23 protein-coding genes and 1 other RNA gene are annotated in these 27000 nt (G+C 66.2%); 8 read left to right on the forward strand and 16 right to left on the reverse strand.

Going from position 1 to position 27000, the window contains the following annotated elements; genetic code table 11:
- Positions 1-122: 122 nt before the first annotated feature.
- Complete coding sequence (locus C0V75_RS02375) at positions 123-1493, reverse strand: Xaa-Pro peptidase family protein (RefSeq protein ID WP_101919284.1); 1371 nt, start codon at positions 1491-1493, stop codon at positions 123-125.
- Between the two features lie 129 nt (positions 1494-1622).
- Between C0V75_RS02375 and ffs the strand changes: the two genes are divergently transcribed.
- An RNA gene (gene ffs / locus C0V75_RS02380) (signal recognition particle sRNA small type) lies at positions 1623-1721 on the forward strand.
- 496 nt (positions 1722-2217) lie between these two features.
- Here ffs and C0V75_RS02385 read toward each other — a convergent pair.
- The 8 genes from C0V75_RS02385 to C0V75_RS02420 all read right to left on the reverse strand — a co-directional run bounded on the left by C0V75_RS02385 (position 2218) and on the right by C0V75_RS02420 (position 10499).
- Entirely contained in the window at positions 2218-3330 is a 1113-nt protein-coding gene (locus C0V75_RS02385) for a Gfo/Idh/MocA family protein (protein ID WP_101919285.1), read from the reverse strand.
- A complete protein-coding gene (locus C0V75_RS02390) occupies positions 3327-4391 on the reverse strand; it encodes a sugar phosphate isomerase/epimerase (protein WP_101919286.1) in 1065 nt (354 codons plus the stop codon). Before C0V75_RS02390 ends, C0V75_RS02385 begins: the two co-directional genes overlap by 4 nt.
- On the reverse strand, positions 4388-4693 hold the full coding sequence (locus C0V75_RS02395; RefSeq protein ID WP_101919287.1) for a putative quinol monooxygenase: 306 nt from the start codon (positions 4691-4693) through the stop codon (positions 4388-4390). The genes C0V75_RS02390 and C0V75_RS02395 overlap by 4 nt, the downstream gene beginning before the upstream one ends.
- Positions 4690-5646 carry an ABC transporter permease gene (locus C0V75_RS02400; RefSeq protein ID WP_101919288.1) on the reverse strand — a complete coding sequence of 319 codons (957 nt, stop codon included), beginning with the start codon at positions 5644-5646 and terminating at the stop codon, positions 4690-4692. The genes C0V75_RS02395 and C0V75_RS02400 overlap by 4 nt, the downstream gene beginning before the upstream one ends.
- The gene (locus tag C0V75_RS02405) at positions 5639-7210 is read right to left on the reverse strand and encodes a sugar ABC transporter ATP-binding protein (RefSeq protein ID WP_101919289.1); all 1572 of its coding nucleotides are present in this window, start codon (positions 7208-7210) and stop codon (positions 5639-5641) included. The genes C0V75_RS02400 and C0V75_RS02405 overlap by 8 nt, the downstream gene beginning before the upstream one ends.
- A complete protein-coding gene (locus C0V75_RS02410; protein WP_101919290.1) occupies positions 7207-8373 on the reverse strand; it encodes a Gfo/Idh/MocA family protein in 1167 nt (388 codons plus the stop codon). The genes C0V75_RS02405 and C0V75_RS02410 overlap by 4 nt, the downstream gene beginning before the upstream one ends.
- A 127-nt stretch (positions 8374-8500) precedes the next feature.
- The gene (locus C0V75_RS02415; protein WP_101919291.1) at positions 8501-9622 is read right to left on the reverse strand and encodes a substrate-binding domain-containing protein; all 1122 of its coding nucleotides are present in this window, start codon (positions 9620-9622) and stop codon (positions 8501-8503) included.
- Positions 9623-9677: 55 nt separating this feature from the next.
- Positions 9678-10499: a sugar phosphate isomerase/epimerase gene (locus C0V75_RS02420; RefSeq protein WP_101919292.1), complete on the reverse strand. Its 822-nt coding sequence runs from the start codon at positions 10497-10499 to the stop codon at positions 9678-9680.
- Between the two features lie 209 nt (positions 10500-10708).
- On the opposite strand from C0V75_RS02420, the gene C0V75_RS02425 reads away from it, so the two are divergent.
- Positions 10709-12091, forward strand: a complete 1383-nt coding sequence (locus tag C0V75_RS02425) for an ROK family protein (protein ID WP_101919293.1) — start codon at positions 10709-10711, stop codon at positions 12089-12091.
- A complete protein-coding gene (locus C0V75_RS02430; RefSeq protein ID WP_101919294.1) occupies positions 12088-13098 on the forward strand; it encodes a substrate-binding domain-containing protein in 1011 nt (336 codons plus the stop codon). The genes C0V75_RS02425 and C0V75_RS02430 overlap by 4 nt, the downstream gene beginning before the upstream one ends.
- A 427-nt stretch (positions 13099-13525) precedes the next feature.
- Here the strand turns inward: C0V75_RS02430 and C0V75_RS02435 are convergent, their stop codons facing one another.
- The 5 genes from C0V75_RS02435 to msuE all read right to left on the reverse strand — a co-directional run bounded on the left by C0V75_RS02435 (position 13526) and on the right by msuE (position 18152).
- Positions 13526-14296 (reverse strand): ABC transporter ATP-binding protein, encoded by a 771-nt coding sequence (locus tag C0V75_RS02435; protein WP_101919295.1) that lies wholly within the window; start codon positions 14294-14296, stop codon positions 13526-13528.
- A 10-nt stretch (positions 14297-14306) separates the two neighbouring features.
- Positions 14307-15284, reverse strand: a complete 978-nt coding sequence (locus tag C0V75_RS02440; protein WP_101919296.1) for an ABC transporter substrate-binding protein — start codon at positions 15282-15284, stop codon at positions 14307-14309.
- Positions 15285-15320: 36 nt separating this feature from the next.
- Positions 15321-16148 (reverse strand): ABC transporter permease, encoded by an 828-nt coding sequence (locus C0V75_RS02445; protein WP_101919297.1) that lies wholly within the window; start codon positions 16146-16148, stop codon positions 15321-15323.
- A gap of 4 nt (positions 16149-16152) precedes the next feature.
- Positions 16153-17505 (reverse strand): LLM class flavin-dependent oxidoreductase, encoded by a 1353-nt coding sequence (locus C0V75_RS02450; protein WP_101919298.1) that lies wholly within the window; start codon positions 17503-17505, stop codon positions 16153-16155.
- 83 nt (positions 17506-17588) lie between these two features.
- Entirely contained in the window at positions 17589-18152 is a 564-nt protein-coding gene (msuE, locus tag C0V75_RS02455; RefSeq protein ID WP_101919299.1) for an FMN reductase, read from the reverse strand.
- A 514-nt stretch (positions 18153-18666) separates the two neighbouring features.
- Between msuE and C0V75_RS02460 the strand changes: the two genes are divergently transcribed.
- The 5 genes from C0V75_RS02460 to arsJ all read left to right on the forward strand — a co-directional run bounded on the left by C0V75_RS02460 (position 18667) and on the right by arsJ (position 25539).
- Positions 18667-21048: a hypothetical protein gene (locus C0V75_RS02460; RefSeq protein ID WP_101919300.1), complete on the forward strand. Its 2382-nt coding sequence runs from the start codon at positions 18667-18669 to the stop codon at positions 21046-21048.
- 114 nt (positions 21049-21162) lie between these two features.
- The gene (locus tag C0V75_RS02465; protein WP_101919301.1) at positions 21163-22383 is read left to right on the forward strand and encodes a PLP-dependent aspartate aminotransferase family protein; all 1221 of its coding nucleotides are present in this window, start codon (positions 21163-21165) and stop codon (positions 22381-22383) included.
- A gap of 54 nt (positions 22384-22437) precedes the next feature.
- The gene (locus C0V75_RS02470) at positions 22438-23283 is read left to right on the forward strand and encodes a helix-turn-helix domain-containing protein (RefSeq protein WP_101919302.1); all 846 of its coding nucleotides are present in this window, start codon (positions 22438-22440) and stop codon (positions 23281-23283) included.
- Positions 23284-23287: 4 nt separating this feature from the next.
- Positions 23288-24295 carry an ArsJ-associated glyceraldehyde-3-phosphate dehydrogenase gene (locus C0V75_RS02475; protein ID WP_101919303.1) on the forward strand — a complete coding sequence of 336 codons (1008 nt, stop codon included), beginning with the start codon at positions 23288-23290 and terminating at the stop codon, positions 24293-24295.
- Positions 24296-24321: 26 nt separating this feature from the next.
- Positions 24322-25539: an organoarsenical effux MFS transporter ArsJ gene (arsJ, locus tag C0V75_RS02480; RefSeq protein ID WP_101919874.1), complete on the forward strand. Its 1218-nt coding sequence runs from the start codon at positions 24322-24324 to the stop codon at positions 25537-25539.
- Here arsJ and C0V75_RS02485 read toward each other — a convergent pair.
- Together C0V75_RS02485 and C0V75_RS02490 are read right to left on the reverse strand one after the other, a co-directional pair.
- Entirely contained in the window at positions 25526-26689 is a 1164-nt protein-coding gene (locus C0V75_RS02485; RefSeq protein ID WP_101919873.1) for an MFS transporter, read from the reverse strand. The two genes, arsJ and C0V75_RS02485, sit on opposite strands and share 14 nt — an antisense overlap.
- Positions 26686-26982 carry a helix-turn-helix transcriptional regulator gene (locus C0V75_RS02490; RefSeq protein ID WP_101919304.1) on the reverse strand — a complete coding sequence of 99 codons (297 nt, stop codon included), beginning with the start codon at positions 26980-26982 and terminating at the stop codon, positions 26686-26688. Before C0V75_RS02490 ends, C0V75_RS02485 begins: the two co-directional genes overlap by 4 nt.
- Between the last annotated feature and the right edge of the window lie 18 nt (positions 26983-27000).

A 27000-nucleotide genomic window follows, 5' to 3' on the forward strand; every position in this document is an offset into this window, starting at 1 on the left:
CTGTGGCCACGCCCTGTGCAGCAAGACTCCGGCAATACCTGCGGATTAACCACGTTTCCGACTCACTTTCCTGACAAAGCATGAAGATCGGGGTGATCTGGTTGACGCGGGATGAAGACCGGTCAGACCACCATAACCTGCGCCGGGTCGAGCAGCCAGGGCGCGATGATCCCGCAGGTATCGGCGAGGGGGAGCAGCGTGTCGGGGCAGTCGATCCCGATCACCTCGCGCAGGAACCTTGCGCGGGATTCGCAGCGGGCGGCGACTTCGGGGAAGTCGCGGGCCAGCGCGGCGCGGAGCGCGGCATCGGCGATCACATAGCCATCCTCCATCCTTGTGGAGCCATAGACGGGGTGGCCGGGGATGACGTCCATCTGCATCGCCATGCCGGAGGCGAGGGGGATCTCGGACCCCTGAAAGATCGGGGAGGAGAGCCATTCATCCAGCCCGATCAGATGGCCGGGATTGAGGGTGATGCCGAAGGTCGCGGGGGGAAGTCGCTGCTGGATCATCTCCCATACCGCGCCGCCGGGGGTGCCGGGGCGCATGAGGGCGCACCAGTCGGACATGGCCTGCATATAGGGCTGGACGAAGCGTTCCAGATAGTCGCGCGCCGGGGCGGGCAGATCGGAGGGCCCGCGCGCCACCCATCCGGCGCGGCAGATATTCGCGCCCCAATGGCAGATGTTGAAGCTGATGGGGGAGCCGAGCGCGAGGCGCTGCCCCGTCGGGCCGGACAGGCCCTGCGCGGCGCGCGCCCCGGTGGCGAAGGTGACATGGCAGCCAAGGGGCAGGCCGCCGATGCGGGCGGCCTCTACCGCCGCGAAATCGGTCTGGCCTTCGCGGAAGGAGTACACCATGCGCCGCAGGGCGGCGGCGGCCATGTGATTGGCGAATTCCAGCCGGGCGATTTCGGCGGCGTCCACGCGGGCGCGCAGGCCATGGCCGGGATGCATCATCAGATCGGTCGCGTTTTCCACCCGCGCCGCATGGCGGCGGAGCGGATCGGCAAGGAAGGCGGGAATGTCGAGCGCGGTGGCGGGATCGTCCACCTCATCCGCGCCGAACCATTTCCAGCCGATCGCGCCGAGCCTGCCTCTGGGCAGGACATCGGCCAGAAGGTCGGCCAGCCGGGCCGTGCCGCGCGGCTGCGAGGGCAGCGAGAGCGAGGCACAATGTGCGGTGCGGATCGCGCCTGACGCCACGAGGGGCGAGGTTTCGGTATAGGGCAGGCATTCGTTTCCGGCGAGGAGCAGGGCATCGGTCGGGGTGATGGCCAGCACCGCCTCTTCGAAGCGGGGATCGAAACCGGTGATCCAATGCAGGTTGGCCGCATGTTCGCGGTCGCCATAAATTACGAGGGCATCGTAGCCCCGCGCGGCGGCGGCGGTGCGCAGGGCGGCGAGGCGGGCGGCAAGTTCGGGCAGGGTCAGGTCGGGCGGCAGGTCGGGCGTGCCATGTTCGGGCCAGTCGATGCGGATCGTGCCGGGCATGGGTGCCTCCCCCTGTTGCGGATCCAGTTTCCGGGGGGAGGTTAGTCAAGTCGCAACGGTCAGACCACAACATTGACAGGGGGCGGCAGGGCGCTTGCGAATCCGGGGGCGCGGGCCTATATCCACGAGCGAGAGGTTGGCGCGGGTGAGCGCCTCGCCAACCCGGTCAGGTCCGGAAGGAAGCAGCCGTAACGAGCCCCGCTTGGGTCGTTGTCCAGCCTCTCACCTTTTCCCCGTAACGTCCTTGGTTTGAGAAAACCCCTTGCGGGCAAGGGGCTATGCGACATGCGCCGATACAAGGCGGGGCGTTGGGCAGCTTGAGACACGTGCCGTTTTTCGCGGAAGATGGGGTGGCCGGATCGTTGCCCCGGAAGAACTGCGGGACATTCCGGGAGGCTATGACCTCGTCCGCATCGGCCTTCCGGACAACATCCGCGCCCGCAAGAAGGAAGCCTTGAGGATCATCAAGGCCTACCTCGCGCAAAACGACGGGGCGCGTGAGGTATGGGACGTGTTGCGGGAGGCAGTCATGCCGCGTTTGCGGAACAGCGCCTGATCGTTGATCGAGCAGTCTTGCGATCCGCGATCGGAATGATGGACCAGCCCCGGGGCGGGGTTGCGAGCCACCAGAGCACGGCGCAGGGCTTCGACCACGGTATCGCGCTTCGGACGGTCGGCTGAGCGGTGAGCGCATCTGTTCGGATCTGCCTGCCGTCCCCGACTGTCAGGCCGCTGTCCACACTCCGCCAGCCTCACTCGAACGGACACAGGCGCGGATGAAACGCATTCCTGCAAGTCCATCCTCAGCCGTAGCCAGCGCTCGCGTCGATGCCAACCCATTCTTTTCGATCAGGTCCGCCGCATCGGCGTATAAAGTTGCGAATGCCTCCAGATAGCCCTCGGGATGGCCGGACGGTATACGGCTTGGTGTCTGGGTCAGGCCGTCACCGCGGCGCAGCAGGCGGGTCGCGTCGCCTGTCGGCGTGAATTCAAGCAGATCGGGGTTTTCCTGATCCCAGGCCAGCCCGCCCCGTTCCCCGGCAATGCGGAACCGCAGCGCGTTCTTGGTGCCGGGGGTGATCTGGCTTGCCCAGATCATGCCCTTCGCGCCCTTATCGAAACGCAAGAGGACTGCCGCATTGTCATCCAGCCGCCGCCCCGGTTCGAAAGCGGTCAGATCGGCCAGAACGGCCTGAACTGCCAGCCCCGAAACGAAGCTGGCGAGATTGACGGCATGTGTGCCGATATCGGCGATGCAACCGCCCTCGCCAGACATGCCGGGATCGGTGCGCCAGACCGCCTGCTTCTGCCCGCTCTTTTCCACAGGTCCCGCCAGCCAGTCCTGGAGGTATTCGACCTGCACGTGACGCACCGCCCCGATTGCGCCTTCGGCGATCATCCGGCGCGCCTCGCGCACCATCGGATAGCCGGTATAGGTCTGGGTCAGCACGAATGGCACGGATGTTTCGCGTGCCAGTGCAGCCAGTTCCTCAGCCTCAGACAGAGTAGCGGTCATCGGCTTGTCACAGATTACCGCAATGCCGGCCCGCAGGAAGGCCGTCGCCACCTTCGCGTGAAGATGGTTCGGCGTAACGATCGCCACCGCATTGATCCCGTCTGGACGGGATGCCTCGGAAAGCGCCATCTGCGCGAAGTCGGAATAGTTGCGGTCCGGCGCGATGCCGAGGTCTGCCGCCGAAGCCGCAGCCCGTGCCGGATCAGAGGACAGCGCCCCCGCAACCAACTCCCACCGCCCGTCCAGCCGTGCCGCAATGCGGTGGACTCCGCCGATGAAGGCCCCTTGTCCTCCGCCGACCATGCCCAGTTTCAGTGTCATGACCGGATCCCCAGCATTGCGTCCAGCACAGCCTGATCGGCCCTCCCGCCTGCGAAATCGTCGAAGGCTTTCCCCGTCACCTCGATCTGATGACGGGCGATGAAGGGCGCTCCTTCGGCGGCACCCTGCGCAGGAGATTTGAGGAAGCACTCCCATTCCATCACCGCCCAGCCGCGATAGCCGTGCTGGGTCAGACATGTGAAGACGGCCGGGAAATCCACCTGCCCGTCGCCAAGGCTGTGTAAACGTCCGGCCTGTTCAGCCCAGGGCGAGTAGCCGGAATAAACGCCCTGCCTTCCGTCTGGGCGGAATTCGGCGTCCTTGACGTGAAAGGCCGAGATACGGTCGTGGTAAAGGTCGATGAAGGCCAGATAATCCATCGCCTGCAACAGAAAGTGCGACGGGTCGTAATTTATCCGCGCGCGGGGGTGTTCGGCCAAGGCGGACAGGAACCGCTCCCAGCTTGCGCCGTCGAAGACATCCTCTCCGGGGTGAAGTTCGAAACCGATATCGACACCCGCATCGTCATAGGCGTCAAGGATCGGGGTCCAGCGGCGGGCAAGTTCGGCATAGGCCGTTTCAATCAGTCCGGCGGGGCGCTGCGGCCAAGGATAAAGGTAGGGGAAGGCCAGCGATCCGGTGAAACTGACCGTTCCCGAAAGCCCCAGACGCTGCGCCGCCGTTGCGGCCTTGGTCACCTGGTCCACCGCCCATGCCTGACGTGCGGCGGGATTGCCCCGCACCTTTTCGGGCGCAAACGCATCAAAGGCCGCGTCATAGGCGGGATTCACCGCGACCAACTGGCCTTGCAAATGCGTGGACAGTTCGGTGACGGCGACCCCTGCCTCGGCGCAGATGCCCAGAACCTCGTCTGCATAGGTCTGGCTTTCGGCGCAAAGGTCCAGATCGAACAGCCGCCGATCCCAAGACGGGATCTGCACGCCCTTGTAGCCCAGCCCTGCCGCCCATGCCGTGATGGCGGGCAGGCTGTCGAAGGGCGCGTCGTTCCCCGCAAATTGCGCGAGAAAGATGCCCGGACCCTTGATCACGTTACCCGTCATGTCGCCCTTTCCGACAGCATGGTCAGGGGCCGGATGTCCACCGGACAGGCCAGCAGACGGTCAAGCTGCGAGAAGAGCGGTTGCAGATGCGGCATCGCGAGATGGGCGTCCAGCGCGGCGCGGTCGGTCCAGTTTTCATAGAAGACGAAGACGCAGGGGTCAGCGGCATCGACATGGAAGTCGTAATTGATGCAGCCCGCCTCGGACCGCGTCGGCGCAACTTGCGCCATCAGCAGGGAGGCCAGTTCATCGCGCGTTTCCGGGCGCGCAGTCACGGTTCCGATGATCGTGTACATGGTCATCCCTTCTTCTGGCTCAGCGCAACGGCAAGGATGATGATCGCGCCCTTGGCGATCAGTTGCTGGCTGAATTCGAGCCCCATCAGGATCAGCCCATTGTTGATCATCCCGATCATCAGCGCGCCGACGATGGTGCCGATGACCGTGCCCTTGCCGCCGAAGAGGCTGGTCCCGCCGAGGACAGCCGCAGCGATGACCGACAGCTCATCCCCTTCGCCAAGCTGGAAGCGCCCGGATTGCAGGCGGCCGGCGTAGAGCATCCCCGCGAGGGCTGCGGCGCAGGAGGACAGGACCAGCACCTTGAACTTGATGCTGCGCGTGTCGATGCCGGAATAGCGCGCGGCCGTTTCGCCACCGCCGGTGGCCAGCACCTTGCGGCCAAAGCCCGACCGGCGCAGCGCGATATGGCCAATGCCCGCGATCAGCGCCATCCAGAACATCAGGACGGGGATCGGGCCAACCGAGCCTCCGCCGAAGATCCAGGAATAGCCGGGCGACAGGATCGGGACGGCGGCGGTGTCCGAAATCCACATGGCCACGCCCTTGGCGATGCCCATCATGGCAAGGGTTGTCAGGAAGGAGGGGATGCCGATCCGCGTCGTCAGCCAGCCGTTGAACATGCCGACGGCAAGCCCGGTTGCCAATCCGGCAAGGACGCCGCCCAGAGGCCCCGCGACGGATATCGCCATGGCGACGGTCACGGTGGTCAGACCTGCCACCGCGCCGACCGAGAGGTCGATCTCGCCCGCCGACAGAACGAAGGTCATGGCCACGGCCATGACGGCGATCATGGCCGTCTGGCGCACGATGTTCAGCAGGTTGTTCGGATTGAGGAACCCCTTGTCGTTCAGCGTCAGCGCGAAGACGAGGAAGATCACTACGAAACCGATATAGATGATGTTCTGCCGCCAGTTGGCGAAGAAGCCCCCGGCGGGGGCGGTTGTTGCCTTAGCCATGGCTGGGCTCCTTGATGCTCAGGGCTTTCTGGATTTCGATCTGAAGCCGGCGCTCGGCCGCCTGAAGGGCATGTTCGGGGTCGCGTTCGGCCGGGTCGTCCAGTTCGGCGCGATCCAGCATCTGATGCGCACGACCATCGGCCATCACGAGGATGCGGTCGCAGGCCGTCAGGAGTTCGGACAGTTCCGAGGAAATGACGATCACCCCCTTCCCCGACTGGGCCAGTTCACGCACGAGGCGGATGATTTCGGCCTTCGATCCGATGTCGATGCCTGCCGTCGGTTCGTCGAGGATCAGAATTTCGGGCTCGGTCGCCAGCCATTTGCCGATCACCACCTTCTGCTGGTTGCCGCCCGAAAGGGTGGAGACGGCATGGTCGCGGCTGGCGGTCTTGATCGACAGGCGGCTGATCATGTCTTCGGCGATCTCCGCGATGCGGGCGCGGTTGACGAAGCCCTTGGGCGCGATGCGCGAGATCACCGACATCACCATGTTGTCGGCCACGCTATGGGCCGGGATGATGCCTTGGGTCGCCCGCGCCTCGGGCACGAGTGCGATGCCATGGGCTATGGCGTCGGCGGGGCGGCGGATTTCCACCTTCGCGCCCTTTATCCTGATCTCGCCGTGAACAGAGGGTTCGATCCCGGCAATGACGCGGGCCAAGGCGGACCGACCGGACCCGAGCAGGCCCGCAAGCCCCAGCACCTCGCCCCTATGGAGGGCGAAGCTGACGTTTTCCGGCTTGTGCGGGCCGGTGACGTTCCGGAGTTCCAGCAGACTCTCGCCCCGTGCGACATCACCGCGCGCAACATCGGCCAGGCCCTTCGATTTCTTGCCGACGATATGTTCGATCATCACGTCGATGGGCAGATCGGCCAGCGGGGCGGTGATGACATGCTTGCCGTCCCGCAGGATCGTGGCACGGTCCGCGATGCGGGCAATCTCGTCCATGCGGTGGCTGACATAGATGATCGCCACTCCCTTGGCCTTGAGTTGCCGAAGAAAGGAGAACAGCCGCTCCACATCCGACACCGACAGCGCGGTGGAGGGTTCATCGAGGATCAACACCTGCGCTTTCTGACTGATGGCCTTGGCGATTTCGGTCAGTTGCTTTTGCCCGGCGCCCAGATCGCCCACCAGCGCGGTCGGGTCCACTTGCACTTGCAGCATGTCAAAGAGCGCCTGCGCGCGGCGGACCGACTCTGCGTCGTCGATCATGCCGCGCGCATCCCGCGCCTCGCGCGTCAGGAAGATGTTCTGCGCCACGGTCAGCGTCGGGACCAGCGACATTTCCTGAAAGTTCATGGCGATGCCCGCCGCCCGCGCCGCTTCGGGAGAGGGGGTTGCCAGCCTTTGGCCGGCCACCTCGATCTCGCCCTCATCCGGCACGTGAACGCCGTTCAAAACCTTGAGGATCGTAGACTTCCCCGCCCCGTTGCCGCCAAGGAGGGCGTGGACTTCACCGGCAAACACCTCGAAATCCACACCGTCCAGCGCGCGGATACCGCCGAAGGATTTGGAAATCCCGGTCATCCGCACGGCAACTGGGGCGGGGGCGGTCATTCCACCCGCTCCCACTTGCCGGTTTCACCCGACCGCAGCAGGGCGTCCGCCACCAGTTCCGTCAGCAGGCCATCCTCGAAATTCGGGCTGGGCTGCTTGCCGCTGGCGATTGCGGTGAAGAGGTCGAAGCATTCCACGATCTTCGTTTCCGAATAGCCGATGCCCAGACCGGGGATCGGCCAGAGCCCGCCACCATAGGGATGCGCGGGGCCTGTATAGACGGTGCGGAAGCCGCGTGCATCGGCCGGATCGTCGGCGAACATCACCTGCAACTCGTCGCGCCGTTCGTAGTTGAAATGGATCGAGCCCTTCGTCCCGTGAATTTCCAGTGTGATGAAGTTGTTGCGACCCCAGGCGTTGCGGGTTGCCTCCAGGCTGCCGATGGCGCCATTGCCGAAGCGCAGCATCGAGACAACCTCGTCATCCACATCGACCGGTGCGCGTTCGGCATCGGCGGATTTCTCTGACGCGCCCAGCTTGTCCACCCCGCCCTGCTGGATCGGGCGCGTGGTAACATAGGTCTTGGTCATGGCGATCACCTCGGCGATGGGGCCGACCAGATAGTGCGCGAGATCGACGACATGGGTTCCGATATCCCCCACCGTGCCGGAGCCTGCGATCTTTTTCTGGAAGCGCCAGGACAGCGGGCCATTCTCGTCCGCCGACCAGTCCTGAAGATAGGTGCCGCGGAAGTTCAGGATACGGCCGATGCGGCCCTCGTCGATGTATTTCTTGGCCAGTGCCACGGCGGGCGTGCGGCGGTAGTTGAAGGCCACCATATGGATGATGCCAGCGGCCTTCGCTGCCTCGGTCATCGCGCGGGCCTCCTCGACGGTGCGGGCAAGGGGCTTTTCGCAGATGATGTGCTTGCCCGCCTTGGCCGCCGCGATGGCAATCTCGGCATGCACGTTGTTCGGCGTGCAGATATCGACCACGTCGATATCGGGCCGCGCCACCACGCTGCGCCAGTCGCTGGAGGCTTCGTCAAAGCCGAAGCGGCGGCGGGCTTCCTCGGCCGCGCCGTCGGTGATGTCGACAACGACCTTGCGGTGCGGGATGGCCGGTGCGGGCCAGAAGAACATCGGCATCGAGGCATAGGCCATGGCGTGCGCCTTGCCCATGAAGCCGCCGCCGATCATGGCAACGTTCATCACTTTGGTCATCGTCGGTCTCCGTTGCTGTGCGGGACGGGTTGGGGGAAAGGGCCGGGCCTTCGCGGGCGGGGAGCAAGTCCCCCGGTGAAGGCCCGGCAGGCGCGCGGGGTGATAGGGACACCCCGCGCAGCGTCGGTTACTGCATCGAGGCCTTGATGTTTTCGGTCGCTTCGGTCGAATAGACCTGCTTCCATGCGTCGAGCAGGTTTTCCCGGCTGACCGGCAGGGCGGGCAGCGCCACGAAGTCCGGCGCGTCCTTGCCCAAGAGGGCGTAGCCGGCCAGCTTTGCCTCGACCACGCCTGCGTCATAGGGGCGTTGCGCGCCCAGCCCCTTGATGAACCCGCCCTGAGCCATGCTGATGGCAACGTTTTCGCCAAGGTCCACGGTCGTGATGATCAGGTCATCGCGGCCATTGGCGCGGGCGGCAGCCATCACGCCTTCGGCGGGAACGTCCCAGACCGCCCAGATGCCCCTGATATTCGGGTTGGCGGTCAGCATCGCCCCTGCCGCCTTTTCGGCATCGCCCGAGAAGTCAGGCCCGCCGATCCCCTGTTCATCCACGATGGTGATGTTGGGGTAATCGCTGGCGATGGTCGCCTTGAAGGCATCGTAGCGCTGTTTGGTCACGAAGAAATCTGCGGCGTGGAACACCAGCCCGATCTCGCCACCGTCCGGGCCAAGTGCCTTGGCCATCAGATGGGCGGCGGCGACGCCGTTGCCGTAGTTGTCGGCCGACACGACCGAGACATAGTCGGTCCCCGGAACGAAGCCAGCCGGAACGTTGTCCATGAACACGAGCTTCGCCCCGGCTTCTGCCGCGGCACGATAGGCAGCGGCGGTGGCGGTGGGGTCGGTCGGGATCGACACGATGATGTCGGGCGATTGCGCCATGATGGTTTCAAGGTCGCTGACCTGCTTTTCGGGCTTGAAGCCCGCATCGGTCACGGCGATGACCTCGATCCCCATCACGCCGAACTGCGTCTGCAACCCGTTGATCTGCGCCTGGCTCCAGTCGTTGCCGCCGTAATGCATGACGATGGCAGCCGTCGCACCCATCTCCTTGATCTTGGCTAGTTCCTCGTCGCTCAGCACGACATCGGATGCGGGCGACGGGTCCTCGCCGCTCGGTCCCTTTGACAGGACAGTTTCCTGCAACTTGGCAAGAGCCGCGTCCGGATCGGCGAAGGCGGGGACGGCGATCCCCATGAAAAGCGCAAGCGCGGTCGCCGAGCCCATGAGGCTGCGTCTGGTCAACATATCTTCTTCCTCCCAGAGAAGTGGCGGGGCTTCCCCCGTTTGGTGGGCAGGCGGATCAGCCCGCGATTGCCCGGTTCAGGTAGTCCATGCTCAACCGCGCCCCTTCGGCGGGGTCGGGCCAGGAGTCGAGTTCGGTGCAGACCCAGCCCGCAAAGCCCACATCCCGCATCGCCTGCAGGATCGGCCCCGTCGGTACATCGCCCCGGTCAAGCGGGGTGAAGGCAAAGGGATCGCGCTGGAATCCCTTGAGGTGGATGTAGGAAATCCGCTTCGCATGGTCGCGGATAAGCTGCGCCGGATCGCCCCCGGCAGCGGCCAGATGCGCCGTATCGGGGCAGAAATCTATGGCGGTCAGATCGAAGATCTTGGCCACTTCGGCAGGTCCTTCGACGATGGTGGAAAGATGCGGGTGGTAATGCGCCCGCAGACCCAGCGGCTCGGCCAAAGTCTTCACGCGATCCAGCGCCGCGCCCAGCTTGTGATAATCCGGCTCGCGCGTGCCATCGAAACGCTTGGCCCCGCCGCCCACGACCAGATGCGGCGCGCCCAGTTCGGCGGCGCGGTCGGCGGCGCGGGTCACGCGGGCAAGTTCTTCGGGCAGGATGTCGTCGAAGATGAAGTTGCCGCCCGCATAGGTGGCGACCAGTTCCAGCCCGTTGTCGGCAAGAAGCTTGCGCATCTCGGCGGCGCTGTAGTCCAGAAGGTTGCCGTCGAACAGCTCCACCCCCGCATATCCGGCAGCCGCGATGTCGGCGCAGGCGCGGTCCATGTCCCCGAAGGTACGATAGGCCAGTTGCGTGACCGAAGTGACGCCCACGGCATCCCCGCCAAGGCCGCCCCAGCAATTGGCGTGATAGGCCAGCTTCCAGGCTGTCATCGGTGTCCCTCCTCCCGCGGAAAGGTTGCCGGGGTTGCCCCCGCCCGTCCGATTTCTTCCGGCCTCCTCTGACCGTGACAGCGTCGTTAAGCGCGAATTCGCCATCGGTCAAGATTTTTTCTGCTTATGTTTACTTACTTTTGCTTTTTTTCAGCAAAAGTTCTTTCTTGCACGGCGGAAGTCTCGCCCGTATCCCTTGAGGGACCCATATGGACGCAGCCTTGCCCCTGAACGGACCCGACCCTTCCGAATCGTCCCGCCCCCGCGGCAAAGGGCGGCCGCGCACGGTAGAAACCGCTGCGCCCTCGCTGGTCGAACTCCTCAACCTCGTTCGCACGGGTGCGGCCAACACGCGGCAGGAACTGGAACGCCAAAGCGAATTCGGCCGCGCCGTGGTGGCGGATCGCCTGACGATGCTGAGCGATCTGGGACTGGTGGACGAAAGCGAGCTTGGCACTGCCACGGGAGGCCGCGCCCCGCGTCTGGTGCGCTTTGCGGCAAGGCGCGCCGCGATCCTTGTCGCCACATTGGACCAGACCGCGATCGGGGTGGGAGTGGCTGACCTTTCCGGCAAACTCCTGACCGAACATCACGAGGCCGCCGACCTGACCGCCCCGCCCGCCGAACTGGCCGAGCGTCTGGCCGCGCTCTTCCGCTGGTCGATGGAGCGTCATGCGCCGCAGGGTAGTATCTGGGGCATCTCCCTCTCCGTTCCCGGTGCCGTGCAGGGCGCTACGGAGGCTGACTTCCTGACCGCCACCCCGCCGGTGCTTCCCGCCTGGGAAGGCTTCCCACTGGTCGAGACGCTGACCCGCGATTTCGGTGTCCCGGTCTGGATGCGGTCAAGCGTCGAGACGATGACGATGGGCGAGTTGCACGCAGGCGCAGGGATCGGCACGCGCAGCTTGCTTTTCCTGAAGGTCGGTCGCCGCATCGGGGCGGGCATCGTCTGTGACGGCCAGCTTTACCGAGGCGCGCATGGCGCCGCAGGTCTGATCGGATCGCTGCCAGTCACCTCAGGCGGTCGGAGTGGCCCACTCGATGCCCTCGCGGGATCGGACATGATCCAGCGCGAGGGACTGGCCGCCGCACAGGACGGGCGCAGCCCCATGCTGGCCGAGATCCAGCGCCGCGGGGGCGAGATCACGGCCATCGAAGTCTCGCAGGCCGCCCAGATCGGCGATCCCGCCTCGGTCGCGATCCTGACGGATTCGGGCCACCTGATCGGTCAGGTCGTGGCAACACTGGCCAATGCCTTGAACCCCGAGTTGATCGTGCTGTCGGGCTCCATCGTGCAGACGAACGACATCCTCCTCGCCGCGCTGCGCGAGGCGGTCTATGGCGCATCGCATCCCTTCGTCACCCGTGACCTGCGGATCATCCGGTCCCAGATGGGCAGTTCAGCCGGGCTTGTTGGCGCGGCCCGCGTGGCATCGGAGCAGCTTTTCGCACCAGCCTTCCTGAAGGAATGGGTGATACAAGGCAGCCCAATCGCCCATCCGGCCTTTGCTGCCCTTCATGACCGGCTTTCCCAAGCCGCAGCGCCCCCGCCGCCGCCACGCGCACGGATCGGACAGGAGCTCATGACATGACGATATCCGGCCTCGGCCCGCATGGTGAACGCGCCGCGCCACCCGAAAGGGTGAGCCTGCTGCCCGACGACCGCGCCGCTGCCAAGGCCGCCGGATGGCGCGTGGCCGTCGTCCTGCACACCTTGGAAAGCGACTGGGCCAAGCAGCAACTGGCCGGCATGATGGGCATATTCGGCGATTGCGGCGCGGCGGTGATCGACGCTGTGGACTGTGCCTTTTCCCCCGACATGCAGGTGGCCGAACTCGACCGGCTGATCTCGCAACGCCCCGATGCGATCATCTCCCTTCCCGTGGCGAATGAACAGGTCGCCGCCGCGCACCGCCGGGTGTCCGAGGCGGGAATAAAGCTGATTCTGCTGGACAACGCGCCGACCGGCCTATTGCCGGGCAAGGACTACACGGCGCTGGTGTCGTCGGACAACTTCGGTCTGGGCAAGATCGCAGCCGCGGGTCTTTCACCACACATCCCCGATGGTGCAAAGGTCGGCGTCCTCGGCTTCGCCGCCGATTTCTTCGCCACGAACGAGCGCGAGATCGCCTTCACCAAGTGGCTTCAGTTGAACCGCCCCGACATCACCCAGCGCGTCCTCCGCTTTGCTCGGATCGAGGATGCCGCCGCGGCCGCGGATGATCTGCTGTCAGCAAACCCGGATATGGCCGGGCTATTCATCGTCTGGGATACGCCAGCCCTCGCCGCAGCCACCCGCCTTACAGAAAGCGGCGCAGCGATGCCCATGGCAACCGTAGATCTCGGAGAGGCCGCAGCCATTGCCCTCGCACAAGGCGACTCCTTCTGCTGCATCGCCGCCCAGCAACCCTTCCTGCAAGGGATCGCAGCCGCGCAGACCGTGATCCTGTGTCTTCTGGGTCGGCCCGTTCCAGCCTGGATCGCCCTGCCCGGCATTGGCGTCACGCGGGACAACGTCGTTGAAAGTTTTCAGGCAATCTGGCGGCAACCGGCCCCGCGCGAAGTGCTTCGCATGCTGGGCCTGTCACGCGGCAAATGAAGGCCGGCCAGGATGCAAAGCGACATGTCCACCAGCGGATTTCAATTCACAAAGTTTCCGTAACGACTGGCCATCGACATAGCGCTGCGACGGGCAGCTTTGGGCCGATGCTTTCAGAGCCGGTTTTGCTCGGACACTGTGCCTAAAGGGGGCATGCAGAAACTACATGGTAAGCCTGTCTTCACAGATCGTTTGGAACCCTTGCTTCTGAAAAATCTGGAACTCTGTCCTTCGCTTCGGGCCCACGCGCCTAATCGGTCTCCCGACAGGCAACGGGCTGCTTCAAGCTCACGCTGTAGCGGAAGAAACTCCTTTCGTTGCGAATGCCCTCTCGGTAGCACCGCATGTGGAGGCAGCAGTTCAAGGCGCTGTGTCGGAATTCACAGAGCTGTCGCGCCCTGCCCTGTTGACGGGTTCGGCCTGCCGGTCAGTGCAGGCCGAACTCTGCCATCAGCCGCCGCCGCAGGGCGACGAAACCCGGGGTGCTGCGGTCGCGGGGACGGGGGAGGTCGAGTTCGATCAGCCGGGTCGGGGTGGTGCTGTCCTTCGACATGACCAGCACGCGGTCGGCGAGGAAGATCGCCTCTTCCAGATCGTGGGTGACAAGGATCATCGTCACCCCCTCCTCGCGCCAGATGCGCGCCAACTCCTCTTGCATCGTCAGCTTCGTCATCGCGTCCAGCGCGCCGAGCGGTTCATCGAGCAGCAGGATCTCGGGCTGCACGGTCAGGGCGCGGGCGATGCCCACGCGCTGTGCCATGCCGCCCGAAAGCTGGCGCGGAAAGGCCTCCTCGAACCCGGCCAGACCCACCAGCCGGATATAGTGGCGGGCGCGGTCGGCGGCCTGTGCGGCAGGCGTTCCCCGCACCTCCAGCCCGAAGGCCACGTTCTGCGTGACCGTCAGCCACGGCAGCAGGCGCGGTTCCTGAAAGATCACCGCGCGCTGGTTGCCGATCCCGTGGACCGGCGCGCCGTCGATCAGCACATCGCCGCGATCCGGCTCTTCCAACCCGGCCAGCACGCGCAGGAGCGTGGTCTTGCCGCAGCCGGAGGGGCCGACGATGGCGATGGCCTCGCCACCGTGGATGTCCAGATCAATCCCGCGCAGCACATCCAGCCTGCGCCCGTTCAGGGTGAAGGATTTGGAGAGGTCACGGATCGTGACCTCCCCGCGGCGGGCGGTGTCCACCACGCGCATCGCAGCCCCGTCAGTTGCTGACCGGCGAGTCGCCGGTGGTGTAGAGGATGTCCTTGGCCACCAGTCTGCCCTTTTCGACCGTGCCTTCGCGTTCCAGCACGTCGATCCAGAACTGCACGTCCCGCTCCACCGCCAGGCCGCCTTCGCGGACGCCATAGCCTGCGAAGAACTGCGCCACATCCGGGTTTTCGCCCCGTTCGGCCAGGACCTTGGCGAAGATGGCCTTGGTCTCCTCCGGGTTCTCGCGCGCATAGTCCAGCGCCTTGGCCGAGGCTTCGACAAAGGCCTTCGCCTCTTCCGGATGCGCCTCGATCCAGTCACGGCGCAGGACAACGAAGCCGCCCGCGATCTCGCCGATGATGTCGGTGTCGTCGAAGACCGCCCGCAACCCGCCCGTCTGACGCGCCGCGCCTTCGAAGGTGGTCTGCCAGTAGCCGAAGGCCGAGACATCCACCTGACCCGACCGCAGCACCTGTTCCAGTTGCGGCCCCGGCACGACGACGAGGCTGGCGGCATCCTGCGGCAGGCCCTTCTGGTGCAGCGCCTCGCGCACCACGTAATCCAGATGGGCGCCAAGGGTATTGACGGCGATGGTCTTGCCCTGAAGGTCTTCGATCGTGCGGATCGGGCTGTCTTCCAGCACGTAGAAGATCGACTGCGCCTGATCGTTGATCCCGTTCGACGGATAGGCCGCGACGAAATCATTGCCTGCGGCGATGGAGTTCAGCACCGCCGCCGTGGCCGCCGAGCCAAGCTCCACGCTGCCCCCGGCCAGCGCCACGAGCGAGGCGGGGCCGCCCTGGGCATAGCCCACGTTTTCCAGCGTGATGCCGGTGCCTTCGAAATAGCCCAGTTCGGCGGCGAGTTCATGGGCGTTCAGGCCGCCCTGGCTGGCGAGGTAGCGGATCGTCACCTCGGCGCTTGCCGCTGTGGCAAAGGAAAGGCCCAGAGCGGTGGTCAGGGCCAGGGTGCGGAAGGAGAAGGTCATGATAGGTTCCTTGATGGTTAAGGAGGTTGGCAGGGATCAGGTGGCTTCCGCCCAGCGGCACAGGCGGCGCTGGAGCGTGACGAGGGTGAAGTTCGCGGCAAGGCCGAGCAGGGCGAGAAGGAAGATCGCCGCGAACATGAGAGGGATCTGGAAATTGTATTGCGCGTTCATCACCTGGAACCCGAGGCCCCGGTTCGCCCCGATCATCTCGGCCGCGATCAGGAGGAGGAGCGCGGTCGTGGCCGAGAGGCGCAGCCCGACGAAGACCGACGGGATGGAGGCGGGCAGCACCACGCGCAGAAAGACCGTGCGGCGCGGCGCGCCATAGGTGCGCGCCATCTCGATCAGCTTGCGGTCCACCTCCTTCACCCCGCCGATGGTGGCGAGAAGGATGGGAAAGAGCGTGGCCCAGAAGATGACGAAGACCTTGGATGCCTCGCCCAGCCCCAGGAGCAGGATGAAGACGGGGTAGAGCGCCAGGGCCGAGGTCTGGCGGAAGAATTGCAGGATCGGGTCCAGCGCCTGTTCCACCGCCCGGATCTGCCCCATGAAGAGGCCGAGCGGGATGCCGAGGCCCACGGCGGCGGCAAAGGCCAGCCCCGACCGTTGCAGGCTGATCGCGATGTCGTCGATCAGCGCCCCGGAGGCGAGCCCGTCCCACAGCGCGGCGAAGATCAGATGCAGCGGCGGAAAGACGGTGGCGTTCAGCCAGCCCTGCGTGCTGCCCACCTGCCAGAGGATCAGGAAGCCCAGAAGCAGGCCATAGCGGGCGGCGGCCTTGCGCGCGCCCTGCCCTGCCCGCGCAAGAAACGCGCGGGAGGGCGGGGTAGCCAGGGCGGGGGAGTCGAGCATTTGCAGGGTCATGGCCTTACTCCGCGGCATGGGACGCGCTGCGGGCGAGCGCGTGGCGATTGGTGGGGAAGGGCAGGCCGAGGTTTTCGCGCAGGGTGCGGCCCTCGTATTCCGTCCGGAACAGGCCGCGGCGTTGCAATTCGGGGATCACGAGATCCACGAAATCGGTCAGCCCTGTCGGCAGCCAGGGCGGCAGGATGTTGAAGCCGTCCGCTGCTTCGTTCTCGAACCACTCTTGCAGCGTATCGACGATGGTCTGGGGCGTGCCGACGATGGTGAAATGGCCACGGGCCGAGGCGACCCATTGATACAATTGGCGGATGGTGAAGTTGTTCTCATCCGCGATCTGCCGGATGAGGGCCTGCCGCGATTTCATGCCTTCCGTCGGCGGCGCGGGCGGGAGGGGACCGTCAAGGTCGTATCCCTTGAGGTCCAGCGTGCCCCCCGTCAGCCCGTTCAGCAGCGAGATGCCGTCTTCGGGCAGGATCAGGCTGGTGAGCCGGTCATACTTCTCGCGCGCTTCCTCCAGCGTCCGGCCCACGAAGGGCGACACGCCGGGCATCACGAGGATATGCGCCGGATCGCGCCCCAGCCCACGCGCGCGGGCCTTAATGTCGCGGTAGAATTCCTGCGCGGTATCCAGCCGCTGATGCGCGGTGAAGATCACCTCGGCCGTCGCCGCCGCGAGGCCGCGCCCATCTTCGGATTGCCCGGCCTGCACGATGACGGGATGGCCCTGCGGCGAGCGGGAGACGTTCAGCGGCCCCTTCACCTTGAAATGCGCGCCGCGGTGGTTGGTGGCGTGCAGCTTGCCCTCATGGAAGAAGCGCCCGGTTTCCTTGTCGCGCAGGAAGGCGTCATCCTCGAAACTGTCCCACAGCTTCTTGACCACCTCCACATGTTCAGCCGCGCGGGCATATCGGACGGCATGGGGATGCTGCTGGTCGAGGTTGAAATTCTGCGCCGCCGCCTCTGTTGCGGTCGTCACCACGTTCCAGCCTGCGCGCCCGTCGCTGATCAGGTCGAGCGAGGCGAATTTGCGGGCGAGGGTGTAGGGCTCTTCGTAAGTGGTGGAGGCGGTCGCGATGAAGCCGATGTTCTTCGTCAGCGGCGCAAGGGCCGAGAACAGCGTGACCGGCTCGAACCCTGCCACCTTGGCGTTCCCGCCCTCCATCCCGCCGCCGAAGCTGACCGCCAGTCCGTCGGCCAGGAAATAGGCGTCGAAGAGGCCGCGTTCGGCCTCTTGCGCCAATGCGACATGGAAGGCGAAGTTGGTGGCCCCGTCGGCGGGGCTGTCGGGGTGGCGCCAGGCGGCGACATGCTGGCCCCCGCCGGGGAGGAAGGCGCCGAGGCGGATCTTGCGGGTCATGGGTCGTATCCTTTCGTCAGGCAAGGCGAGGCCGGTCACGGCCCCGAGGGGCGCGCGTCGGGCAGGCCGGGAGGGGAGGAAGATCAGGCGCTGAGGACGAAGACTTCGGGCTGGGTCCGGCGGGCGAAGAAGGGGGAAAGCTGATCCACGGCGCGCGCCAATCTGTCGTTCAGCGCAGGAGAGGCGGGCTGGCCATCGTTGAAATCGCGATCAGCGGCATAGACCCCGGTCGGCAGGGTTTGCGCTTCGAAGAAGCCGAAGAGGGGGCGGAGCTGATGTTCGATCACCAGCGCATGGCGATCCCCGCCGCCGGTCGCCGCCAGCAGCACCGGCTTGCCTCGCAAGGCTGTCGGGTCGATCAGGTCGATCAGATGCTTGAACAGCCCCGTATAGCTGCCCTTGTATACCGGGCTTGCCACGATCAGCGCATCGGCGGCGAGGATCACGTCCAGGGCAGAGCGGGCGGTCGGTGCCAGATCCTCCACCCGCCGCGCAGTGCCGAGCGAGGGGCCGAAATCGGCAAGGTCGAAGACGGCCCCCACGGCCTCGAACCGGCTGGCGGCGCTGGCGACGGCAGTCTGGACCAGGGCGCGGGTCTTGGACGGGCGGTCGAGGTTTCCGGAAAGTCCGATGAGGGTGCGGGTCATGGGGATGGCCTTATGTCGATTCTCTTGGTCGTGATTAAACCTGCCACCGAACCGCGCCTCCGGCCATTCCAAAGGTCGGTGTGAAACGAGAAGAAACCTGTGCCTTGAACGCCCCCGGCAAGGGGAAGTTTCTCTGCCCCGCCCCCTCGCGCGCGGGGAAAGATGGGGGCGGCGGAACTGGCCGGGGCGATCCCCTCCCCTCCGGCTGCATCCTTGTGGGGCACAGCTTCGGTGCGGTGCGGGCGAGGCCCGTCTCGGATTGTTCACGTTGTGGAAACAACAGGACGGCTATCGGTGCGAATTCAGAGTGCTTGACTCGATCAAGGGTTATTAACACGCTTTTCACAGCAAGTTTATTTCCGCGGAGAAAATCATGATCCTCTCGAATAAGCCTCGGATTCGTAAATGCATTACCGCGCTGCCCCTGATTCTCCTCCTTCCCGGCATCGGAAACCCAGCGGGTGCGGCGACTGTTGACCTGGTCGGGACAAACGGAATTCTGGGCGTTTCGGGCGTGAATCCCGGGGAGTCCGGGACGGACGGGGGGAATGGCGGCGATGCCGTGGCCCTGTCGAATGCGGATGTGACCAGTAACGAGGCCTATGCGACCGGGGGCAACGGGGGGGATGGCGGCGTTGGCGTGCTTCCGGGCGGGTCGCAGGGTGCGGGCGGCAATGGCGGCGGGGCGAGTGCGACGGCGACCACGGTCAATCCGGGCGGCGGGGCGACTGCGTCGGCACGGGCGACGGGCGGAACGGGTGGAAACGCCGGCTTCGTCGGAGAGCTTGGCGCAGGCGGCGGGGCCGGTGGCGCGGCGACGGCCAGCGCCAGTACGGAAGCGGCGGGTGGCAATGCGGATTCGCGGAGCGAAGCCTATGGCGGCACTGGCGGCGCGGGATATGGGGTCGGGCATGTCGGTGGAGAGGGCGGGATCGCGACGGCCTTTGCCGATGCGGTTCAGAATTCCGCTGACGGTGGAGTGTACGCGCAGGCATGGCAATTCGGCGGCGCGGGCGGCATCGGTTTTGCGGGGGCCGATGGCGGGAGCGGCGCAGAATCGGTGATGACCAATGCCACCACGGCGACTGGGCTGGCGTTCAACACTACCCTGAACTCCTACGGCGCTGGGGGCGCCGGGGGCGATACCGCAGGTGGCGGGAATGGCGGGCGCGGCGGGGATGCAACGACGGTGCTGTCCTTCAGCAAGGATGGCGACAGCCAGACGTTTAACAGCGCGAGGGCCGACGCGACGGGGGGCACGGGTGGCAGCACCAATGACGGGGGCCTGGGCGGACAGGGCGGCAATGCCGGGGTTGATCTGGATATGGTTGCGTCGGGGCTGGACCATTGGCTGACCGCAACCGGCACTGCGACGGGCGGGGCCTCGGGTAGATCGACCAGCGGAAACGGCCTTGCGGGCGGGTCGGCGACGTCTTCGGTTTCGGTGATGTCCGAGAAGAGTGAACGCCGATGGTTTCAGTATGACTCGGCAAGCAGTTCGGCTTTCGGTGGCAAGGGGGGCGATGCAAGTGGCCCCGGCTTTGCTGGCGGCGTCGGGGGGACGGCATCGGCATCGGCTTCGGCCGTCAGTGATGGATATGCCGCAGCGACTGCGAGCCAGATTGGCGGAGCGGGCGGAGATGGGCGGAATGGTGCGCGTGGCGGGGACGGGGCTGCCTCTATAATGACGAATGCCGTCGCGGCGACTTCGCCGTTCGGCATCAACCTCGCGCAAAATGCCTATGGAGGTGCAGGCGGAGCAAGCGACAGCCAAGGGGGACGTGGCGGGGATGCAACCTCTTCCCTCACGCTCGACATGGGAACGGCTGCGAGTGATGTGTTTGCCTCTGTTTATGCCGCGGGCGGGGCTGGAGGAACGACCTTCGGCAACCCCCTTAGCATTGACGGGGATGGGGGGGATGCGACGGCGCTTGTGGACGTCACCGCACTCAACACGACGTCGGCAACAGTTTATGCACAGGCGCGAGGCGGATCAGCGGGAAATGTTTTCTATTCCGGTGGTTCGGATGAGGCTGACGGAAGCGCCACGGCCAACGCGCGGCTGACCATGGGGGCTGATAACGCCTACGGGGCAGTGAGTGCAAATGCCTATAGCGGGACCGCCTGCCTTGGCTGCGGAAGCAATACAGGCAACAGCGCCGATGCCCTGGCCGAGGTGGTGGGTGCGACCGGAGGCTATGCCGCGGCAAACAGCACATCGGCGGGCAGCAGCGGCTATGTCGAGGCCAACAGCTATGCGACGGTCGCCAGCCCGGCCACGGCGGTGACGCATTCAAGCGTCGGGACGGCGGTCACGCCCGGTGTCTTTGGCCTTCTGGCCGGGACGGCGGTCAGCAAGGCGGTTCTGGCGCCGACGGGGCCGGACTTCGGAACGGCGACTCAGACCTTCGGCTATGGCCTGTTCGAGGCCGCCTATGGCGGGATCGGGGAAACCGCTGGCCAGTACCGGGGATCTGCCTCCTTCTCCTTCCTGACGACCCTGGGCGAGGGGCTTTATCTGGATTTCCTGACGTCCAGAGCCCTGGAGACGGCCTTTGACACGCTGACCTTCAGCCTGACGCTTGGCGCGTTGAACCTGAACGAGACCTTTTCCGACCTTGCCTCGTTCCAGAGCTTTTTCGATGCGGATCATTTCCTTGGGAATGGCGATGGCGGGTTTCAGACGGTGTTCGTCAGCTATACCTACACCTCGCTCTTCCAAGGTTCGGGCTTCGGCTTTGATTACCGGCTGGCGAACGGGCCGCGGGTGGAGGTGAATCCGGTGCCTCTGCCCGGCGGGTTCGTGCTGCTGCTGGGGGCGCTTTTGTCCGGCGTGCTGATGGCGCGGGGGCGGAAGGCGGCGCGGGGCGACGGGGCGCTGCTGCGGGCGGCCTGACGGGGGCGGCCTGACGGGGGCAGCCCGGCGGGGGCCGTCCTGCGATGGATGCTTGATCTTCGCCCCCCTCCTGTTCCAAGGGTGGCGGTGGCGCAGGTTCAAGGACGACCCCGAATGGACGACAGACCCCCCACCGCCGCCTGGCGGCCGCAGACCATGGCGCTGGATGGCGGGCTGGTGATCGACCCGGTGACGGGGGCGATCCAGCCCAACATCTCCATGTCCGTGAACAACCTTGTGGTGCCGGGCGAAGGGGCGTTTTCGGCGGCGGAACTGGGGGATATCGCTGCGGAGCCCTTTACCTATGCGCGCTGGCTGAACCCCACGGTGCGGGGGCTGGAGGCGCGGATGGCGGCGCTGGAAGGGGCCGAGGATGCGGTGGCCTTTGCGACCGGGGTTGCGGCCATCGCGGGGGTGTTCCTGACGCTGCTGAAGGCGGGCGACCATCTGGTGATCGCCGATGTGACCTATGCGGGGGCGGCGGAACTGGCGCGGACGATCCTGCCCGATCTGGGGATCGACGTGACGCCGGTGAACCTGTCGGACCCCGGCGCGCTGGAGGCGGCGCTGCGGCCCAATACGCGGCTGGTGCATTGCGAAAGCCCGGCCAACCCCATCCTGCGGCTGACCGATCTGGCAGAAGTGGCGCGCATCGCCCATGCCCATGGCGCGCTGGTATCGGTGGACAGCACGCTGGCGACGCCGGTGGCGACGCGGCCCCTGGCGCTGGGGGTCGATCTGGTGATCCATTCGCTGACCAAGTTCATCAACGGCCATGGCGATGCCCTGGGCGGCATCGTGGCGGGGCGGCGCGATCTGGTGGCACGTTTGCGGGGGCGGGCGGGGGTCTATCTGGGCGCGGCGCTGCCGGCGATGAACGCCTGGCTGATCCTGCGGGGGATCGACACGCTGTTCCCCCGGATGCGGCAGATCTCGGAAACGGCGGGGCGGGTGGCAGCCTTCCTTGAGGGGCATCCAAAGGTGGAGCGGGTGATCCATCCGGGGCTGCCGTCGCATCCGCAGCGCGACCTTGTGCAGCGGCAGATGGACCTGCCGGGGGGGATGATCTTCTTCCAGACCCGCGACCTGCGGGCGACGGCGGCGCGGATCGCGGCGCGGCTGAAGGTGGCGCATTACGCCTTTTCGCTGGGCCATCAGCGCAGCATCATCGTGCTGTTGGAAACGGATGAGATGATGCGCGGCACCTATCGCCTGACCCCGTCGCAGGAGGCGGCCTATCGCGCCTATGCCGGGGATGGCGGATTCCGCCTTTCGGTCGGGCTGGAGGCGGCGGAGGATCTGATCGCCGATCTGGATCAGGCGCTGGCGGACTAGGCTGTCATCAAAGCTTCATTTGAGGCGGGCCATCATTTCCGATATTCGGGAAATATGGAACAGAATCGCGCCGCCCATGCCTTTGCCACGCTTGGCCATCCCGGCCGGTTGGCCGTCTTTCGCCTGCTGATGCGCTTTGCGCCGCAGGGGCAGCGGCCGACCGAGATTGCCGAGGCGCTGGCCCTGAAGGCCAACACGCTGTCGCATCATCTGGCGGACCTGACGGCCTCGGGTCTGGTGCAGGTCGAACGGCGGGGGCGGTCGCTGTTCTATTCCGTCGATCTGGAGGTGACCGAAGGGTTGATCGGGCATCTGGTCTTTGACATCGGGCGGGGCCGGCCGGACCTGATCCCGCCGCTGCTGGCTGCTGCACAGGAGGCGCATATGCGCGACACGGATTTCGACGTGCTGTTCATCTGTTCGGGCAATTCCTCCCGGTCGATCTTTGCCGAGGCGCTGCTGCGCGATCTGGGCAAGGGAAAGTTCCAGGCCTTTTCGGCGGGGACGCGGCCCAATACGGAGTTGAACCCGCTGGCGCTGGAGGTGCTGCGGCGCAATGGGCATGAGGTAGAGGGGCTGCGGTCCAAGCATATCAGCGAATTCCAGCAGCCCGGGTCCATCGTGATGGATTTCGTCTTCACCGTCTGCGACACGGCGGCGGCGGAGGAATGCCCGCCCTGGCCGGGCCAGCCGATCACCGGGCATTGGGGCCTGCCCGACCCGGTGAAGGCCACGGGGACGGAGGCCGAGAAGGCGCTGGTCTTCGCCCAGACCTATGCCGCCCTGCGCCGCCGGATCGCGGCCTTTGTGGAACTGCCCTTCGAGCAATTGGGGCGGATGTCGCTTCAGGCCCGCGTCGATGCCATTGGCACCGATCAACTGACCCCCGAGAAAGGCTGACCCCATGCCCCGTATCGCGTTGAACGGCCTTGGCCGTATCGGCAAGCTTGTCCTGCGCGACCTGATCGACAGCGGCGCGGGGGGCGAGATCGTCCTGCTGAACGATCCTGTCGGGGATGCCGAACAGCATGCCCTGCTGATGGAGTTTGATTCCGTCCATGGCCGCTGGCGGACGCCGGTCGCGGCGGCGGAGGGGGCGCTGATCCTGAACGGGCAGCGCATCCGGCTGACGCATGAGAAGACGATCGAGGCGCTGCCTCTGGCCGAGATGGGGGTCGATCTGGTGATCGACGCGACCGGGGTCTTCAAGACGGGGGCGAAGGTCGCGCCCTATTACGCGGCGGGCGTGAAGAAGGTTGTGGTCAGCGCGCCGGTCAAGGATGGCGGGGCGCTGAACCTTGTCTATGGGGTGAACCATCATCTTTATGACGGGTCGCAGACCCTTGTGACCGCCGCCTCCTGCACGACGAATTGCCTTGCCCCGGTGGTGAAGGTGATCCACGAAAGCCTTGGCATCCGGCACGGGTCGATCACCACGATCCATGACGTGACAAACACCCAGACCATCGTGGACCGCCCCGCCAAGGATATGCGCCGCGCGCGGTCGGCGCTGATGAACCTGATCCCCACGACGACGGGCAGCGCCACGGCGATCACGCTGATCTATCCCGAGTTGAAGGGGCGGCTGAACGGCCATGCGGTGCGGGTGCCGCTGCTGAATGCCTCGCTGACCGATTGCGTCTTCGAGGTGGAGCGGGCGACGACGGTGGAGGAGGTGAATACCCTGTTCGCCGCCGCTGCGGACGGGCCGCTGAAAGGTATCCTTGGATATGAGACGCGGCCGCTTGTCTCGTGCGATTTCACCAATGATCCGCGGTCTTCGATCGTGGATGCGCAATCGACCATGGTCATCAACGGGACGCAGGTGAAGATCTACGCCTGGTATGACAATGAATGGGGCTATGCCTGCCGCCTGGCCGATATCGCGCGCATGGTGGCGGCGCGGCTGTGACGGCGGCGAACCCGATCCGGGCCTATATGGCGGTGACGGCGGCCTATTGGGCCTTCATGCTGTCGGATGGCGCGTTGCGGATGCTGGTTCTGCTGCATTTCAACGGGCTGGGATTCACGCCGCTGCAACTGGCCTGGCTGTTCCTGCTCTATGAACTGGCGGGGATCGTGACGAATCTGGGGGCGGGATGGCTGGCGGCGCGGTTCGGGCTGGCGGCGACGCTTTATGGCGGGCTGGCCTTGCAGATCGGGGCCCTGGCGGCGCTGGCGCAGCTTGATCCGACTTGGGGCATCGCGGCCTCGGTCGCCTTCGTGATGGCGGTGCAGGGCGTTTCGGGCGTGGCCAAGGACCTGGCGAAGATGTCTTCCAAATCGGCGGTGAAGCTGCTGGCCCCGGCGGAAGAGGGCGGGCTGTTCCGCTGGGTCGCCTATCTGACCGGATCGAAGAACGCGGTGAAGGGGGCGGGATTCTTCCTTGGCGCGGCGCTGCTGGCGCTGGCGGGGTTCGAGACGGCGGTCTGGGGCATGGCGGGGGTTCTGGCGGTGATCCTGGCAGCGGTGGCGCTGTTCCTGCCACCCGGCCTGCCGGGGCGGATGAAGGCCGAGGAAAGCTGGGGCGGCTGGCGGTCGCAGGATGCACGGGTGAATCGCCTGAGTCTGGCGCGGATGTTCCTCTTCGGGGCGCGGGATGTGTGGTTCGTGGTGGGCATCCCGATCTATTTCCAGGCGATCCTGTCGGATGGCACCGCCGAGGGGCGGCGCGAGGCGTTCTTCCTTGTCGGCGGGTTCATGGCGCTGTGGATCATCGCCTATGGCGCGGTGCAGGCACTGGCCCCGCGCATTCTGGGCGGCAAGGGGCAGGCGGTGGAAGAGACGACGCGCAAGGCGGTGCGTTGGGCGGGGCTTCTGGTGCCGATCCCCTTTGTGCTGGCGGCGGCGGCCTATCTGGCCGGGGAACCGGAGGGATGGCTGACCGGGGCGCTGGTGGCGGGGCTTTTGCTGTTCGGCTTTGTCTTTGCGGTGAATTCGTCGGTCCATTCCTATCTGATCCTTGCCTTCGGATCGGCAGAGCGGATCACCCGCGATGTGGGGTTCTATTACATGGCCAATGCGGCGGGGCGTCTGATCGGGACGCTGCTGTCGGGGGTCAGTTATCAGGTCGGGGGGTTGCCGCTGTGCCTTGCGACGGCGGGGGGGATGGCGCTGTGCAGTTGGCTTGCGGGGCGGCGGCTTAGCCGCGTCTGAGCAGGAAGAGCGCGAGCGTGGCGAGGCAGCCGATCCCGGCCGTCAGCCAGATGGCGTTGAGGCCCCAGGCGGTGAGCGCCGCCCCGAAGATCAGCGGGGCGGCCGCCTGCGCGATGCGGGCGGGGGCGTTCAGCCAGCCAAGACGCTGGCCATAGCCCCCTGCCCCGAACAGCGCGAGGGGAAGCGTTCCCTTGGCGATGGTCAGTATGCCGTTGCCTGCCCCGTGCAGCAGGGCGAAGGCATAGGCCGCCGGGCCGCCAAAGGCCATCAGGACCATCGCCGCCACCGGATGCGCCGCAGCCGCCATGCGGGCCGAGGCGAGCGGGTGGAAGCGGCGCAGAAGGCCGAATTCCAGGACCCGCGCCGCCACCTGCGCCGGGCCGATCAACGCGCCTGCGGCGATGGCCAGCGCGGTGCTGGCCCCCGCGGCCTGAAGGAGGCCCGGCAGATGCGCCGCCATCGCGGTGGCGTTGAACCATGTCGCGGCAAAGACGAAGGCCAGAAGGGCCATCGCCCCGCGCGGCGGGGGTGGGGCGTCGGGGGCGGTGTCGGGTTCAGCCTCGGGTTTGGTTTCGGTCCCGGTGGGCAGAAGTGCGTTCAGCGGCAGGGCAAGGCAGAGATGCAGGATCGCCCAGCCCAGACAGGCCTCGCGCCAGCCCCATTGCGCGAGCATGAGGCCCGAAAGCGGCCATCCCACGGTGCTGGCAAAGCCCGCGATCAGGGTGATGCCGGTGATCGGCCCGCGCGCCCCGCGCCCGTAGATGCCTGCGAGCGTGGCGAATCCCGCCTCGTAAAGACCCATCCCCATGCCCAGGCCGATGATGGCCCAGCCCGCGAAAAGCACCGCCGGAGAGGGTGCGACGGCCAGCAGGACAAGGCCCGTGGCGAAGACGAGGTTCGACAGCATCAGCACGCCGCGCCCGCCGATCCGGTCGATCCGCGCGCCCGCCCAGGGGCCGATGGCGGCCGAAACGACCATGGCCATGGAGAAGGCCCCGAAGACCCAGACGGGCGAGAGGCCGAAGCTGGCCGCCATCGGCGTGGCGAGGACGGCAGGGATGTAATAGCTGGAGGCCCAGCCCACGGTCTGGGCCGTGCCGAGGGCGGCGACGATCCAGCCGCGACGGTCAGGGGACAGGCGCATGGTCAGGGGTGCCCCGCATCGGCACAGCATTCCGCCGCCAGATCGCCCAGCAGCGCCTGCATCACCGGATAGTTCGTGCGGCAGATCAGCGCCGTCCCGGCGCGTTCCTGCGTGATGAGCCCGACCAGAACCAGCGCGCGGACGTGATGCGACAGGGTGGAGGCCGGGATGCCCAGCCGATCCTGCACCTGCCCCATGGTCAGCCCGCCCTCCCCCGCCCGGACCAGCAGGCGATACAGGCGCAGCCGCGTCGGATTGCCCAGCGCGGCAAGGCGGGCGGCGGTGGTGTCGATGTCCATTGGGGGCCTCTTTTTCGG

It is taken from the genome of Tabrizicola sp. TH137, assembly GCF_002855575.1.
In the GTDB taxonomy this organism is placed as follows: Bacteria; Pseudomonadota; Alphaproteobacteria; order Rhodobacterales; family Rhodobacteraceae; genus Paragemmobacter.